Annotated in this window: 11 protein-coding genes; 9 read left to right on the top strand and 2 right to left on the bottom strand. The window is 73.3% G+C overall.

From position 1 onward, the window contains the following. Positions 1-21: 21 nt before the first annotated feature. Positions 22-1,392, bottom strand: a complete 1,371-nt coding sequence (locus ABZW18_RS16510; RefSeq protein ID WP_356187810.1) for a diaminopimelate decarboxylase — start codon at positions 1,390-1,392, stop codon at positions 22-24. A gap of 108 nt (positions 1,393-1,500) precedes the next feature. Between ABZW18_RS16510 and ABZW18_RS16505 the strand changes: the two genes are divergently transcribed. The 9 genes from ABZW18_RS16505 (at position 1,501) to hutI (ending at position 13,592) form a co-directional block, all read left to right on the top strand. Next, on the top strand, positions 1,501-2,094 hold the full coding sequence (locus tag ABZW18_RS16505; protein WP_356187808.1) for an XRE family transcriptional regulator: 594 nt from the start codon (positions 1,501-1,503) through the stop codon (positions 2,092-2,094). Positions 2,095-2,151: 57 nt separating this feature from the next. Further along, positions 2,152-3,360, top strand: a complete 1,209-nt coding sequence (locus tag ABZW18_RS16500) for an FAD-dependent oxidoreductase (RefSeq protein ID WP_356187806.1) — start codon at positions 2,152-2,154, stop codon at positions 3,358-3,360. Next, positions 3,348-5,417: a 2Fe-2S iron-sulfur cluster-binding protein gene (locus ABZW18_RS16495; protein ID WP_356187804.1), complete on the top strand. Its 2,070-nt coding sequence runs from the start codon at positions 3,348-3,350 to the stop codon at positions 5,415-5,417. Before ABZW18_RS16500 ends, ABZW18_RS16495 begins: the two co-directional genes overlap by 13 nt. 221 nt (positions 5,418-5,638) lie before the next feature. After that, the gene (locus tag ABZW18_RS16490; RefSeq protein ID WP_356187802.1) at positions 5,639-6,655 is read left to right on the top strand and encodes a dihydrodipicolinate synthase family protein; all 1,017 of its coding nucleotides are present in this window, start codon (positions 5,639-5,641) and stop codon (positions 6,653-6,655) included. Further along, entirely contained in the window at positions 6,655-7,788 is a 1,134-nt protein-coding gene (locus ABZW18_RS16485) for a proline racemase family protein (RefSeq protein WP_356187800.1), read from the top strand. The genes ABZW18_RS16490 and ABZW18_RS16485 overlap by 1 nt, the downstream gene beginning before the upstream one ends. Positions 7,789-7,889: 101 nt before the next feature. Continuing rightward, entirely contained in the window at positions 7,890-9,572 is a 1,683-nt protein-coding gene (hutU, locus tag ABZW18_RS16480; protein WP_356187798.1) for a urocanate hydratase, read from the top strand. A 134-nt stretch (positions 9,573-9,706) separates the two neighbouring features. After that, positions 9,707-10,930: an allantoate amidohydrolase gene (locus ABZW18_RS16475; protein WP_356187874.1), complete on the top strand. Its 1,224-nt coding sequence runs from the start codon at positions 9,707-9,709 to the stop codon at positions 10,928-10,930. Further along, positions 10,921-12,276 (top strand): formimidoylglutamate deiminase, encoded by a 1,356-nt coding sequence (locus ABZW18_RS16470; RefSeq protein ID WP_356187796.1) that lies wholly within the window; start codon positions 10,921-10,923, stop codon positions 12,274-12,276. The genes ABZW18_RS16475 and ABZW18_RS16470 overlap by 10 nt, the downstream gene beginning before the upstream one ends. 140 nt (positions 12,277-12,416) lie before the next feature. Beyond that, positions 12,417-13,592: an imidazolonepropionase gene (hutI, locus tag ABZW18_RS16465; RefSeq protein ID WP_356187794.1), complete on the top strand. Its 1,176-nt coding sequence runs from the start codon at positions 12,417-12,419 to the stop codon at positions 13,590-13,592. Between the two features lie 425 nt (positions 13,593-14,017). On the opposite strand, the gene ABZW18_RS16460 is transcribed toward hutI, so the two are convergent. Further along, the gene (locus ABZW18_RS16460) at positions 14,018-14,983 is read right to left on the bottom strand and encodes an RNA polymerase sigma factor SigF (protein ID WP_356187792.1); all 966 of its coding nucleotides are present in this window, start codon (positions 14,981-14,983) and stop codon (positions 14,018-14,020) included. Positions 14,984-15,089 lie beyond the last annotated feature (106 nt).

Genomic DNA, 15,089 nt, shown 5'->3' with positions numbered 1-15,089 from the left:
CCGGCGCTCACATCACATCGCTCACCGCAGGCCGGTGAGCGCGTCGCGCTGGCCTTCGCCGCTCTCGGCGACGATCTCCTCGACGGTCTGCTGGGGGCGCGCGAGAGAGAAGCGCACGCCCCCGGGCGCCGCCGGGTCGGGTGCGTAGCCGTACACCGCCGGGCGCGGCAGGCTGTTGTACGCGAAGTGGTTGGTGAAGTAGTAGGCGCCCGTGTCGAGCAGCGCCGTCAGGTCACCTGCCTCGAGCAGCGGCAGCTGCCGGTTCACTGCGACCAGGTCGCCCGCGAAGCAGCAGGGCCCCGCGACGTCCTGGGCCACGTCCGGGCCGGGCTTGCGGCGGCCCTCCGCGTCGTACGCCTCCACCCGGAGGGGCCAGGAATCCGGGGCGAAGACCGTACGGGTGGCGAGCTGGGCGCCCGCGTGCGTGACGGCGATGGGTCGCCCGCCCGCCGTCTTGGCGTACTCGACCCGGGCGAGCACCAGGCCGTTCTTGGCGAGCAGTGACCGGCCGAACTCGGTGACCAGGCCGTACCGGCCGTCGAGCATGACGGGGGCGGTGCGGCGCAGCAGCTGCGCGTACTCCCGGAAGGCGGGGGGCTCGTCCGAGGTGAAGCTGACCGGGAGGCCGCCGCCGATGTCCAGGGTGCGGATCTGGCGGCGCCCGGCCGCCGCGTTGATCTCCTCGGCGAGCTCATATGTCTCGCGCACGCCCGCGGCCATCAGCTCCAGCGGGACTCCCTGGGAGCCGGCATGGGAGTGCAGCATCGTCAGCCAGGGCCGGTTCAGATAGGCGCGGACCACCCAGTCGCGCGCCCCCTCGTCCAGCAGGGCGACCCCGAACTTGGAGGTGGCGGTGGCCGTGCTCAGCGCGTCGATGGCGCCGCCGCCGATCTGCGGGTTGATCCGCAGGCCGAGGGGGGAGTCGGTCGTCGTGGACGCCATGAACTCGTCGAGGCGGGCCAGTTCCTGCGGGTTGTCGGCGTTGACGGCGATGCCCAGGGAGAGGGCTTCGCGCAGCTCGGCCGGGGTCTTGGCGGGGGAGTCCAGGACCGTACGGTCCGGGGACAGCCCGGCCGCGCGGGCCAGCGCCAGCTCCCCGGGGCTGGCCACCTCGCAGCCCAGCCCCTCGTCGGCGAGCAGCCGCAGCACGGGCACGAGGGGGGCGGCCTTCACGGCGAAAGCGTGCAGGACGGGCGTGCCGGGGGCGACGACTTCGGTGAATGCGGCGCGCAGCGCGGCGGCCGACTGCCGGATACCGGCCACGTCCAGCAGCCCGGCGACGGGCTCCTCGGGACCGATCATCCCCTGCTTCACTGCCGCCCGCAGAGCCTGCTCGCGCCTGCCCGCCGGGCTGCTCCCGTGGCCCTGGTCATCGCTGTCCGTGGAGGTCATGAGGCCACTCCACCATCCGCCCGCCACCTCTGCCCAGGATTTCCCGGACCGGGGTTCGAACGCGCCGCGCGGGTCGTTACAGTGGCCGCCGCCGACCGAGGAGGAGCCGTGGCCGTGGAACAGGGGCGGGCGGGGCGCATGCTGGGGGCCAACCTCCGCGCCCTGCGCACCGAGCGCGGTCTCTCGCTCTCCGAGGTCGCCCGCAGGTCCGGTGTCGCGAAGAGCGCCCTGTCCCAACTGGAGTCCGGCCAAGGCAACCCGACCATCCAGACGGTGTTCAGTCTGTCGAACGCTCTGCGGGTCCCCGTCTCCGATCTGCTCACCGAGCGGACCGATCCGGACGTGCTGCTCGTACGGTCCGGCAGTCTCGAAGTCCTCAGCAGCGAGGCGGTCGACCTGCGGATGCTGCGCCGTATCGAGCCCAGGGGCGGGGTGCTGGAGCTCTACGACCAGCGGGTCAGGCCCGGGGCACGCCAGCACTCCGACGGGCACCCGGGACTGGAACATGTCGTGGTCACCGAGGGTGTGCTCCGTGTCGGGCCGCCGGAGGACCCGTATGAGCTGGGCCCCGGCGACTATGTCCGGCTGCCCGGCGGGCGGCCGCACATCTACGAGACGGCGGGCGAAGTCCCGGTCGTCTCCGTGCTGTTGATCGAGTACCCGGACGGTGCGGGTATTGACCCCTCCGGCACACCCCACTAGCGTCACCGTCGTTCTTTTCAGAGAACGATTTTTCCTGCGAGAACGGCGGTGCTCCGCATGCTCGTGCTCCGGAAACATCCCGATGTGGTCGTCGTCGGCAGCGGCATCACCGGCGCGGCCTGCGCCGAGGCCCTGACCCGCCGTGGAGCGCGGGTCACCGTCCTCGACCGCGCGCCCCTCACCTCCGGCACCACCGCCCGCGGCGAGGGCAACCTCCTGGTCTCCGACAAGGCCCCCGGACCGGAACTCGCCCTCGCCCAGGCCTCGCTGCGCCGCTGGCCGCAGCTGCTGGCCGCGCTCGCCGACGAGCTCGGTCCCGAGCGGGCGGGCTGCGAGTACGAGCCCAAGGGCGGGCTCGTCGTCGCCACACGCGAGCCCGACGCCGACGCCCTCCGGACCTTCGCCGCGACCCAGCGCGCGGCCGGGGTCGACGCGCGCGACCTCACGGCGAGCGAAGCGGCCGCGCACGAGCCGCAGCTGACCGAGCGGGTGCGGGCCGCGGTGTGCTACCCGGAGGACGCCCAGCTCCAGCCGGTCCTGGCGGCGACCGCGCTGCTCGCCGCCGTACGCGCCCGGGGCGGCGAGATCCGTACCGGAACGGACGCGTCCGGCGTCACGTGCGAGGGCGGGGGCCGGGTCGTCGCCGTCCGCACCGCCGACGCCGGCCCGGTGCCCTGCGGCGCGGTTGTCAACGCCTGCGGCCCGTGGGCCGGGTGCTTCGCAGATGCCGCCGGCGGCCCGCTGCCCGTACTGCCGCGCCGCGGCATGGTCCTGGTCACCGCCCCGCTGCCGCCGGGAACCGTCCGGCACAAGGTCTACGACGCCGACTACGTCGGCGCGGTCGGCAGCGGAGAGGAGGACCTGCGGACGTCGGCGGTCGTGGAGTCCACCCGGGCCGGGACGGTGCTCATCGGATCGAGCCGGCAGCGCGCCGGATTCGACGACACGGTGCGGGTGGACGTGCTGCGCGCCCTCGCCCGCAAGGCCGCCGTCCTCTTCCCCGTCCTGCGGGACGTCCCGGTGATGCGCGCGTACGGCGGCTTCCGCCCGTACACCCCGGACCACCTCCCCGTCATCGGAGCGGACCCGCGGCGGCCCGGCCTGTGGCACGCGACGGGACACGAGGGCGCGGGCATCGGGCTGGCGGCGGCGACGGGCGAACTGCTGGCGGAGCTCTACACCGGGGAGAAGCCGCATGTGGACCCGGAGCCGTTCCGGGTGGGGCGGCCGGGACTGTCGATCGAGGAGGAGCCGTGCCGACGCTGACCGTGGACGGCGAATCGTTCCACTTCCGGCAGGGCAGTACGGTCGCCGCGGTCCTGATCACCGCCGGCCGTACCTCCTGGCGCACGACGCGCCACGGCGGCAGGCCGCGCGGAATCTTCTGTGGGATCGGGGCGTGCCACGACTGCCTGGTGGTGGTCAACGGGGCCCCGGACGTCCGCGCCTGCCTCCGCGAGGCGGTTCCGGGGGATGAGATCCGCACCCAGGAAGGCGCGGAACTGCCCTTCCGGGCGGGGGTTATGGACGGTGCCACCTCGTCCGGTCCGGGGCCGGAGTCCGCCCCAGGCGGCCCGGCACCGAGCGCCGCACCGAGCGCCGCACCGAGCGCCGCACCGAGCGCCGCACCGAGCGCCGCACCGAGCCCTGGGCCCCGCCCCGCGGGTCCTCAGGAGCCGAAAGGCGCCGCGGGCACGGAGCCCGCTCCCGAACCGTCCCCGTCATCCGGAGGCCCGGTCCCGGGCCTGGCTCCCGTCCCGGGCCAGGGACAGCAGGAGTCCCAGCCCCGCGGTGAGCAGTGTGACGCCGTCGCCCCCGCCGCGTCCGAGGGCGCGGCCAACGGCCTCGGTGGGCGGCCGGGTGGGCGGCCGGGTGGCGCGAGCGGTCCGGTTCCGGCGCCGCTCGGCTGCGCGGCTCCGGCCGCTCGGGGGAAAGCGCGTGCCGAGGTGCGGGAACCGGACTGCGCCGCACAGCCGCAGATCGTCGTGGTCGGAGCCGGGCCCGCCGGAAGCGCGGCCGCGCTCGCCGCCGCCGGGGCCGGGGCCGAGGTCGTCCTCCTCGACAACGGCGCCCGCCCCGGCGGGCAGTACCACCGGCCGTCCCTCGTCGCCGGCCCGGGCGCGGCAGCCCCGCTCGAACGCGCCGTGCTCGCCCACCCCCGTATCGACTACCGCCCCCGTACCGCCGTCTGGGCGCTCGAACCCGGCCCGGAGGGGACCCACGCGGTCCACATCCAGCAGGGCCCGGCCGACGCGCCGGCCCGCGCCGGCGGGACCCTCACCGCAGCCGCGCTCGTCCTCTGCCCCGGTGCGTACGACCGCGCCCTGCCCTTCCCGGGCTGGGAGCTGCCGGGCGTCTGCACCGCCGGTGCGGCACAGGCCCTGGCCAAGGGGCAGGGGATCGCGGTCGGGCGCCGTGTCGTCGTCTCCGGGACCGGCCCCTTCCTGCTGCCGGTGATGGACTCCCTGCTCGACGTCGGCGCCGAGGTCCTCGGGGTGTACGAGGCGGGCTCGCCGCTGCGCTGGCTGCGCCACCCGGTCACGGCGGTCCGCGACGGCCGGGCCAAGCTCCCCGAACTCGCCGCGTACGCCGCCCGGTCGGCCCGCCACCGCGTGCCGTACCGCACCCGCCGCGCCGTGGTCGCCGCGCACGGCCGCGACCGGGTCGAGGCGGTGACAATCGCCCGCCTCGACCCGGACTGGAACATCCGGCCCGGCACCGAGCGCCGTATCGAGGGCCTGGACGCGCTCTGCGCCGGGTACGGCTTCACACCGCAGCTGGAGCTGGCCGTCGCGGTGGGATGCGCGCTGCGGAACGGGCCGGACGGCCATCCGTACGTGGCCGTGGACGCCGCGCAGGCGACGACCGTGCCCGGGGTGTACGCGGCGGGCGAGATCACGGGCATCGGCGGCGCTCAACCGGCTGCCGCCGAGGGGGAGATGGCGGGTCTGGCGGCGGCGTCGGCGCCCCCGGACGACCGGGCTGCCGTGGCCGCCCGCGTACGATCCGGCCGCCGCTTCGCCGTGGCCCTCGCCGCCGCGCACCCGGTACGCCCCGGCTGGCAGGGCTGGCTGACGGACCGGACGCCGATCTGCCGCTGCGAGGAGGTCGCTGCGGGCGATCTGCGCCGCGCGGTCCGGGACCGTGGCGCGGACGGCGTGCGCGCCCTCAAGCTGACCAGCGGGGTGGGTCTGGGCCTGTGCCAGGGCCGCGTCTGCGGCCGTAACGCCGTGGAACTGACGGGCCTCTCCGACGCCTCCGTCGTGGACCGGCGGCCGATCGCCCAGCCCATCCGCCTCGGCGACCTGGCCGATGGGACGTAGACGGGGGATCCGCCGATGCCAGGACACGCACCCGGTGCCCTGGCCAGTCCCCGTCCCGGGGCCAGTTCCGGTCGGGGGCCGGTTCCCGTCCCGGCCGTGCCCGTCCCGGCCCCGTGCCTCGTCAGCCCCCGTACCTGTCCCCTCCCCGTACCCGTCCCGACCAGGTATCCGTACCCGTACGCCTGGTCACCGGACAGATCCGCCCCCGACAGGAGGCCCCCATGGCCCAGCCGCGCACCCCCGCTCCCGCCCTCACCGGCGTCGTCGTCGCCACAGCCCTCCCCTACGCCGAGGACCCCGCCGCGCCCGCGGGCCTGCGTCCCGACCTCGACCGTTACGCCGAGCACTGCCGCTGGCTCGTCGACAGCGGCTGCCACGGCGTCGGCCCCAACGGGTCGCTCGGTGAGTACTCCTCCCTCACCGACACCGAGCGCCGCGCCGTCGCCCGTACGGCCGTCGACGCCGTCGGTCGCGACGCGCTCGTCGTCGTCGGCGCGCACGGGCCCGGCGCGCACCAGGCGCGGCACTGGGCCGAACTCGCCGCCGAGGACGGCGCCGACGGTGTCCTGTGCCTGCCACCCACGATGTACCGGGCCACCACGGCCGAGGTCGTCCACCACTTCGCGGAGGTGGCCAAGGCCGGTCTCCCCGTCATGGCGTACAACAACCCGCTCGACACCAAGGTCGATCTGACCCCCGAGATGCTCCGCGAGATCGCCGCGATCGACAACATCGTCGCGATCAAGGAGTTCTCCGGCGACATCCGCCGCGTGCTGCACATCAAGGAGCAGGCTCCGGGCATCGAGGTCATCGCGGGCGCCGACGACCTCGTACTGGAAGCCCTCCTCATGGGCGCCACCGGCTGGTTCGCCGGATTCCCGAACGTCTTCCCCGCCGAGTCGTGCCGCCTCTACGAACTCGCCCGCGCCGGGCGCCTCGCCGAGGCACGGGCGCTGTACGAACCCCTGGTCGCCGCGTTCCGCTGGGACTCCCGCACCGAGTTCGTCCAGGCGATCAAGCGCGGGATGGACCTGGTCGGCCGGTACGGAGGACCGTGCCGCCCGCCCCGCGGCGCCCTCGGCGCCGACCAGCTCGCGCAGCTCGACGCCGACGTACGGCGCGCCATCGACCACCTCGCCGCCCACGGTCCGACGACCACGTCCATGTCCACGCCGTCGTCCACGCCGTCGTCCACGCCCACGTGCGCCGGGGCCGGGGCCGAGGCAGGTGCCAACTGATGCGCCCCCACAGCCCCGAAGACGTGGCAGGCTCTCCCTTCGCCCACCGCTTCAGCGCCGTCGACTCCCACACCGAGGGCATGCCCACCCGGGTGGTCACCGATGGCATCGGCCCCATCCCGGGCGACACGATGGCGGCCCGGCGCCTCCACTTCATCGAACATCTCGACCACATCCGCCGGCTGATGATGAACGAGCCGCGCGGCCACGCCGCCATGAGCGGCGCGATTCTCCAGCCACCGACCCGCCCGGACGCGGACTGGGGCGTGCTCTTCATCGAGGTCACCGGCTGTCTGCCGATGTGCGGACACGGCACGATCGGTGTGGCGACCGTCCTGGTGGAGACCGGCATGGTCGAGGTCACCGAGCCGATGACGACGGTGCGCCTCGACACGCCCGCCGGCCTGGTCGAGGCACGCGTCGCCGTACGGGACGGCCGCGCCGAACACGTCACGCTGCAGAACGTGCCCTCGTACGCCGACGAGCTCGACGCCACCGTCCGTGTGCCAGGCCTCGGGGAGATCCGCTACGACATGGCGTACGGCGGAAACTTCTACGCGATCACCCCGCTCGACCGGCTGGGCATCCCGTTCTCCAGGAAGCACAAGGACGAGATCCTTGCCGCCGGTCTGGCCGTCATGGCCGAGATCAACGAGCACCGGCGGCCAGTCCACCCGGAGGATCCGGGGATCGCGGGCTGTCACCACGTCCAGTTCACGGCCCCGGGCGTGCCGGGCGCACCGGTCATGCCGGGCGTATCGGGTGAACCGGTTGCGCCGGGTGTACCGGGCGTGTCCGGCGTGCCGGCTGTGTCGGGAGAGCCGGATGCGGATGTCTGCGACTCGCGGAACGCCATGGTCATCCACCCCGGCTGGTTCGACCGCTCCCCGTGCGGCACCGGCACCAGCGCGCGCATGGCCCAGCTGCACGCGCGCGGCGAGCTGCCGCTCCACCAGGACTTCGTCAACGGGTCGTTCATCGGCACCCGGTTCACCGGCCGCCTCATCGGAACCGCCCCGGTAGGCGGCCGTGAGGCCGTGATCCCCACCGTCACCGGGCGGGCTTGGATCACCGGTATGGGGCAGTACGTCCTCGATCCGGCCGATCCGTTCCCGGCCGGATTCACGCTGTAGCCGCACGACCTGCTGTTGACTATCTCTATTCATCTCAGGAATATGTGCAGTGACTTATTCAGAACGTCATCGATCCAGTCGACGGCAGGGAGGCAGTGCCCATGTCAGGACCGCGGCCCGTACGAGCACCGCGCGGTACGGAACTGAGCGCTCGGGGATGGCAGCAGGAAGCCGCCCTGCGGATGCTGCAGAACAACCTCGATCCCGAGGTCGCCGAGCACCCCGACAAGCTCGTCGTCTACGGCGGCACGGGCAAGGCGGCCCGCGACTGGCGCTCCTACGACGCGATGGTCCGTACCCTCCGGGACCTCCGGCAGGACGAGACGATGCTCGTCCAGTCCGGCCGGCCCGTCGGCGTGATGCAGACCCACGAGTGGGCGCCGCGCGTGCTGATCGCCAACTCCAACCTGGTCGGCGGCTGGGCCAACTGGGAGGAGTTCCGCCGCCTCGAAGCGCTGGGACTCACCATGTACGGCCAGATGACGGCCGGTTCGTGGATCTACATCGGAACCCAGGGCATCCTCCAGGGCACGTACGAGACGTTCGCCGCCGTCGCCGCCAAGCTGCATTCCGAGGGCAAGGGTGTCGACGGGACGCTGGCCGGGACGATCACCCTCACCGCCGGTCTCGGCGGCATGGGCGGCGCCCAGCCGCTCGCCGTCACCATGAACGGCGGCGTGGCCATCTGTATCGACTGCGACCCGCGTGCCATCGAACGCCGTATCGATCACCGCTACCTGGATGTCCGCGCCGACAGTCCGGAGCACGCGCTCGCCCTCGCCACCGACGCCCGTGACCGCCGCAAGCCGCTCTCCATCGGGCTGCTCGGCAACGCTGCGGAACTGCTCCCGCGGCTGCTCGCGGAGGGGGCCCCGATCGACATCGTGACGGACCAGACCTCCGCCCACGACCCGCTCGCCTACCTCCCGGTGGGCGTGGACTTCCACAACATGGCCTCCTACGCCGTCGAGAAGCCCGCCGACTTCACCCAGCGGGCGCGGGAGTCCATGGCCAAGCACGTCGAGGCGATGGTCGGCTTCATGGACGCGGGCGCCGAGGTGTTCGACTACGGCAACTCCATCCGCGGTGAGGCCCAACTCGCCGGGTACGAGCGGGCGTTCGCGTTCCCCGGCTTCGTCCCGGCCTATATCCGGCCGCTCTTCTGCGAGGGCAAGGGCCCCTTCCGCTGGGCGGCCCTCTCGGGCGACCCGAAGGACATCGCGGCGACCGACAAGGCGATGCTCGAACTCTTCCCGGAGAACGAGTCCCTCGCCCGCTGGATCAGGATGGCGGGGGAGCGGGTGCACTTCCAGGGCCTGCCCGCCCGTATCTGCTGGCTCGGCTACGGCGAGCGGGACAAGGCGGGCGAGCGGTTCAACGAGATGGTCGCCGACGGCACGCTCCAGGCTCCCCTGGCGATCGGCCGCGACCACCTCGACTGCGGCTCCGTCGCCTCCCCGTACCGCGAGACCGAGGCCATGCTCGACGGCTCGGACGCCATCGCCGACTGGCCGCTGCTCAACGCCATGGTCAATGTCGCCTCCGGGGCGTCGTGGGTCTCGATCCACCACGGCGGCGGCGTCGGCATGGGCCGCTCCATCCACGCGGGCCAGGTCACGGTCGCCGACGGCACGCCCCTCGCGGGCGAGAAGATCCGCCGGGTGCTGACGAACGACCCGGGGATGGGCGTCATCCGCCATGTCGACGCCGGATACGACCGCGCCGACGAGGTCGCGGCCGAGCGGGGTGTCCGCGTCCCGATGCGTGAGGGCGGCGACACGTGACCGAGAACGCTTCGCGCCGGTCCGAGGCCGAATCCGCCGCCAGGAGTGGGGATGCGGGCTCAGCCTCCGCATCGCGGGCCGTTGGGCGGGAAAGCCCCGCGCCGCAGGCGCGGCGGGGAGCGTCCTTCCACGAGATGTGGCGTGATCTGCTGCCCATCGGCCGCGACGCGGACAGCGGCGGCTACCGCCGCATCGCCTGGACCGGCGCGGACGCCGACTGCCGGGCCTGGTTCCGGGACCAGGCCGAATCCCGGGGGCTGGCCTACGAGCTGGACCGCAACGGCAATCAGTGGGCCTGGCTCGGTGACCCCGCGCTGGGGAACGCCGTGGTCACCGGCTCGCACCTCGACTCCGTACCCGACGGAGGCGCCTTCGACGGCCCGCTCGGCGTCGTTTCCTCCTTCGCCGCGCTCGACGAACTCCGGGCCCGCGGCGCCGAGCCCGCCCGCCCGCTGGCCGTCGTCAACTTCGGCGACGAGGAGGGCGCCCGCTTCGGCCTCGCCTGCGTCGGCTCCCGCCTCGCCTCCGGGCAGCTCGGTGCCGAGCAGGCGCACGCACTGCGCGACGCCGACGGCACCAGCCTCCCGCAGGCCATGGAGCGGGCCGGCTACGACCCCGCACGCATCGGTCCCGACCCCGAACGCCTCGCCCGCATCGGCGCGTTCGTCGAACTCCACCTCGAGCAGGGCCGCGCCCTGGCCCCGGCCGGCAGCGGCTCGACCGCGAGCTCCGGCCACCCCGTCGGCGTCGCTTCCGCGATCTGGCCGCACGGCCGCTGGCGGTTCGACTTCCACGGTGAGGCCAACCACGCCGGGACGACCCGTATCGAGGACCGCCGCGACCCGATGCTCACGTACGCCGCGACCGTGCTCGCGGCCCGTGAGCGGGCCGGGCTCGCCGGCGCCCTCGCCACCTTCGGCAAGGTCCGCGTGGTACCGGGCGGCGTCAACGCCATCGCCTCCCTCGTACGCGGCTGGCTCGACTCCCGTGCCGCCGACGAGGAGACCCTCGCGGCCGTCGTGGGCGAGATCGAGCGGGCTGCCGTGCAGCGGGGCGCGCTGGACGGCGTCGACGTACGCATCACCCGCGAGTCCTTCACCCCCGTGGTCGAGTTCGAACACGGCCTGCGCGACAAGCTCGCAGGCCTGCTGGGGAAGGACGGCGTCCCCGTCCCGGTCCTCCCCACCGGGGCGGGCCACGACGCGGGTATTTTGTCCGCATCGGTGCCCACCGCCATGCTGTTCGTACGGAACCCCACCGGCGTCTCGCACTCACCCGCCGAGACAGCGGCCGAGGACGACTGCCTCGCCGGGGTGACCGCACTCGCCGACGTACTGGAGGGCCTGGCGTGTCGCTGACACCGCAGACCTACTGGGCGGAGCACGCCTGGCTGAACGGCACCGTCGAACCGGATGTGCTCATCGAGACGGCGCGCGACGGCCGGATCGCCGCCGTACGGGCCAGGACGGCCGAACCGCCGGCCGGAGCGGTCACGCTCCGCGGCCTCACCGTCCCCGGGCTGGCCAACGCCCACTCGCACGCCTTCCACCGGGCCCTGCGCGGCACCGTCCAGGTCGGCTCGGGCACCTTCTGGACCTGGCGCGACGAGATGTACCGGCTTGCCTCCCGTCTCACCCCCGACAGCTACTTCGATCTCGCCCGCGCCGTCTACGCCGAGATGACCATGGCCGGAATCACGGCCGTCGGCGAGTTCCACTATCTGCACCACGGCCCGGACGGCACCCACTACGACCGCCCCAACGCGATGGGGGAGGCCCTGATCGCGGCCGCGGCGGAGGCCGGTATCCGCATCACCCTCCTCGACACCTGCTATCTCTCCTCGGGCTTCGGCGCGGCACCGGGCCGCCACCAGCTCCGCTTCAGCGACGGCAGCGCCGGGGCCTGGGCGGACAGGGTCTCGGCCCTCGCCGCGGGGGGCCACGGCGACCACGCCAGGATCGGCGCCGCCATCCACTCCGTACGCGCCGTCCCGGCCGACCAACTGGCCACCGTCGCCCGGTGGGCCGAGGACCACGAAGCCCCCCTCCATGTCCACCTCTCCGAGCAGACCGCCGAGAACGACTCCTGTCAGGACGCCCACGGGCGCACCCCCACCCGGCTCCTCGCCGATCACGGAGTGCTCGGACCGCGCACCACCGCCGTCCACGCCACCCACCTCACCCCCGAGGACATCCGCCTCCTCGGCGGCTCGTCCACCGGTGTGTGCATGTGCCCGACCACCGAGCGGGATCTCGCCGACGGCATCGGCCCGGCCGCGCAGCTTCAGGGCGCGGGCTGCACGCTCTCCCTCGGCAGCGACAGCCACGCCGTGATCGACCTGCTCGAAGAGGCCCGCGCCATGGAGCTCGACGAGCGGCTGCGCACCCGTACGCGCGGCCACTGGACGGCCTCCCAGCTGCTGCGCACCGCCACCGCCGAAGGCCATGCCGCGCTCGGATGGAGCGACGCGGGGCACATAGAGGCAGGCGCCCTGGCCGACTTCACGAGCATCGCGCTCGATACCGTCCGCACAGCGGGGCCGCTGCCCCGGCTCGGAGCCGAGACCGCGATATTCGCGGCGACCAACGCCGATGTCCGGCACACCGTGGTGGCGGGCCGCCATATCGTCCGTGACGGAGTCCACCAGCTCGTCCCGCATGTCCCGGCAGAACTGGCCGGTTCGATCGCCGCGCTCCGTCAGTGACGCCGGCGATGCCCGTGACGCCGGTGCTGCCACGGACGTCACCGGCATCCATGACACCCCTGACATCCCTGACATCCCTGACGGACACCCGGACGAAGCGGCCACAGCGGCCACAGCGGCCAAAGGAGTTCAGCGCAGCCATGGCAACCGCTATCACCCACATCAGCAGTCTCGTCACCAACGACCCCTCCCTCGGCTCCGGCCCTCTCGGTCTGATCCAGGACGCGGCCGTCGTCATCGACGGCGACCGCATCGCCTGGGTCGGTGAATCCAGCAAAGCACCCAGCACTGACAACCGGGTCGTCGCCGAAGGCCGGGCCGCCGTCCCGGGCTTCGTCGACTCCCACTCCCACCTGGTCTTCGCGGGCGACCGCACGGAGGAGTTCAACGCGCGTATGTCGGGCCGCGCTTACACCGCGGGCGGCATCCGCACCACCGTCGCCGCCACCCGCGCCGCGTCGAACAACGTCCTCCACGCCAACGCCGGCCGCTACGTCCGCGAGGCGCTGCGCCAGGGCACCACGACCATCGAGATCAAGTCCGGCTACGGCCTCACCACCGAGCACGAGGCCCGCACTCTGAGCATCGCCGCCGCCCACACCGACGAGGTGACCTACCTCGGCGCGCATATCGTCGCCCCCGAGTTCACCGACGACCCCTCGGGCCCGTCGAAGTATGTCGACCTCGTCACCGGCCCGATGCTGGACGCCTGCGCACCGTACGCCCGCTGGATCGACGTCTTCTGCGAGAAGGGGGCCTTCGACGGCGACCAGGCCCGTACGGTCCTCACCGCCGGCGCGGCCCGCGGCCTGATCCCCCGGGTGCACGCCAACCAGCTCTCGTACGGCCCCGGTGTGCGGCTCGCGGTCGAACTCGGCGCAGCCTCCGCCGACCACTGCACGCACCTCACCGACGCCGACATCGACGCTCTGGCGAGTGGCGACACGGTCGCGACGCTGCTCCCCGGCGCCGAGTTCTCCACCCGCGCCCAGTACCCCGACGCGCGCCGTCTGCTCGACGCCGGCGCCACCGTGGCACTGTCCCCCGACTGCAACCCCGGCTCGTCCTTCACCAGCTCCATGGGCTTGTGCATCGCCCTCGCCGTACGGGAGATGAGGATGACCCCCGACGAGGCGGTGTGGTCGGCGACGGCGGGCGGCGCAGCGGCCCTGCGCCGTACCGACGTCGGACGGATCGGTCCCGGCGCCCGCGCCGACCTGGTCCTGCTCGACGCCCCGTCACATGTGCATCTCGCCTACCGCCCCGGCGTACCCCTGGCGTCGGCGGTCTGGCACCGGGGCGAGCTCGTCGTCTGAGGCTCCCGGGCACGGGTCCCGGTCCCTGCCCCCGGCGCTCGGCCCCGGCCCACGGACGGCGCGCCGGCGCCCGTCGGTGGTGCTGCTGGTCGTCGCCGGCTCGATCCTGGCCGTCGCGATCGCATACGGCCGGGCTCCCGGCTCGCGCTCTCCGGCGCGGTGAGCGGGGCTGTCCCGGCGCGTGACCGGTGCGCCACCGGTGGGCCCGCGGTGAGGACGCCAGGCGGACGCATGCCGGACGGACGTCAGGCGGCCGACGGGCGGGAGACGGGAGACGGGAGGAGGTCGGCGGGCGGCCGGCGGGAGCCGGTCGGGCGGGCGGGGGCGGACGCGCTGCGGGGGGCGAACACGAGGAAGGGCCCGCCCTCACACCTCGGGGCAGGCCCTTCCCACAGCTGCGCGGTCGGTCGGACGGCGCATAACGGTCACTCCTCGATCATCAGACCCTTGCGCAACCGGCGCAGCGTCCGCGTCAGCAGTCGCGACACATGCATCTGCGAGATCCCGAGCTCTTCGCCGATCTCCGACTGCGTCATGTTGGCGACGAAGCGCAGCGACAGGATCTGCCGGTCGCGCTGCGGGAGTCCGGCGATCAGCGGCTTCAGGGACTCGACGTACTCGATGCCCTCGAGCCCGTGGTCCTCGTAGCCGATCCGGTCCGCCAGCGCACCTTCGCTGTCGTCCTCCTCGGGCTGCGCGTCCAGCGAGCTCGCGGTGTACGCGTTGCTGGCCGCCATGCCTTCGACGACCTCGTCCCGGGTGATCCCGAGGCGCTCGGCGAGCTCGTCCACGGAGGGCGCCCGGTCGAGCGTCTGTGCCAGGTCGTCGCCCGCCTTGGCCAGGTCCAGCCGCAGCTCCTGGAGCCGCCTGGGCACCCGCACGGACCAGCTGGTGTCCCGGAAGAAACGCTTGATCTCGCCGACGATCGTCGGCATCGCAAAGGTGGGGAACTCCACGCCGCGGCTCAGCTCGAAGCGGTCGATCGCCTTGATCAGCCCGATGGTGCCGACCTGGACGATGTCCTCCATCGGCTCGCTGCGGGAGCGGAATCGGGCGGCTGCGAACTTCACCAACGCCAGATTGAGTTCGACCAGGGTGTTGCGCACGTACGAGTACTCGTACGTGCCTTCTTCGAGCGCCTCCAGGCGCGCGAAGAGAGTCTTGGACAAGGCCCTCGCATCCAGCGGCCCCACCTCGGCGTAAGGCGGGATCTCGGGCAGCTCCGCGATGAAGTCTTCCGCGAGGCCCTCGATCTCGGTCTCGAGCTGCTCGGGCTGGGGGTCCTCCGGCCCGAGGCAGGGGGTGGTTGTCGACGTCGCGGTCCGTGCGCTTTCATGGGCGTCAGTAACGGTTCGCGGTTCGTCGAGCCGGGGTGACATGGTCTCCTCCATCATTCTCGGCATATGGCTGCCAGTGCCGATGTGTCTGTCTTGCGGTGTGCGGCGCCTCCGAAGCCGACCGTGGTCGAACGTGTCCTTACTAGCCCTACCCGGTCGG

It is taken from the genome of Streptomyces sp. NPDC004647, assembly GCF_040609575.1.
Classification (GTDB): Bacteria; Actinomycetota; Actinomycetes; order Streptomycetales; family Streptomycetaceae; genus Streptomyces.
This window is presented reverse-complemented; position numbering and strand designations above follow the sequence as displayed.

What these genes read in the sequence shown, in the direction of transcription:
- ABZW18_RS16475 (WP_356187874.1), top strand. Translation starts at nt 9,707, where the DNA reads ATGTGGCGTGATCTGCTGCCCATCGGCCGCGACGCGGACAGCGGCGGC.
- ABZW18_RS16485 (WP_356187800.1), top strand. Translation starts at nt 6,655, where the DNA reads ATGCGCCCCCACAGCCCCGAAGACGTGGCAGGCTCTCCCTTCGCCCAC.
- ABZW18_RS16490 (WP_356187802.1), top strand. Translation starts at nt 5,639, where the DNA reads ATGGCCCAGCCGCGCACCCCCGCTCCCGCCCTCACCGGCGTCGTCGTC.
- hutI (WP_356187794.1), top strand. Translation starts at nt 12,417, where the DNA reads ATGGCAACCGCTATCACCCACATCAGCAGTCTCGTCACCAACGACCCC.
- ABZW18_RS16510 (WP_356187810.1), bottom strand. Translation starts at nt 1,392, where the DNA reads ATGACCTCCACGGACAGCGATGACCAGGGCCACGGGAGCAGCCCGGCG.
- hutU (WP_356187798.1), top strand. Translation starts at nt 7,890, where the DNA reads ATGTCAGGACCGCGGCCCGTACGAGCACCGCGCGGTACGGAACTGAGC.
- ABZW18_RS16460 (WP_356187792.1), bottom strand. Translation starts at nt 14,983, where the DNA reads ATGGAGGAGACCATGTCACCCCGGCTCGACGAACCGCGAACCGTTACT.
- ABZW18_RS16500 (WP_356187806.1), top strand. Translation starts at nt 2,152, where the DNA reads ATGCTCGTGCTCCGGAAACATCCCGATGTGGTCGTCGTCGGCAGCGGC.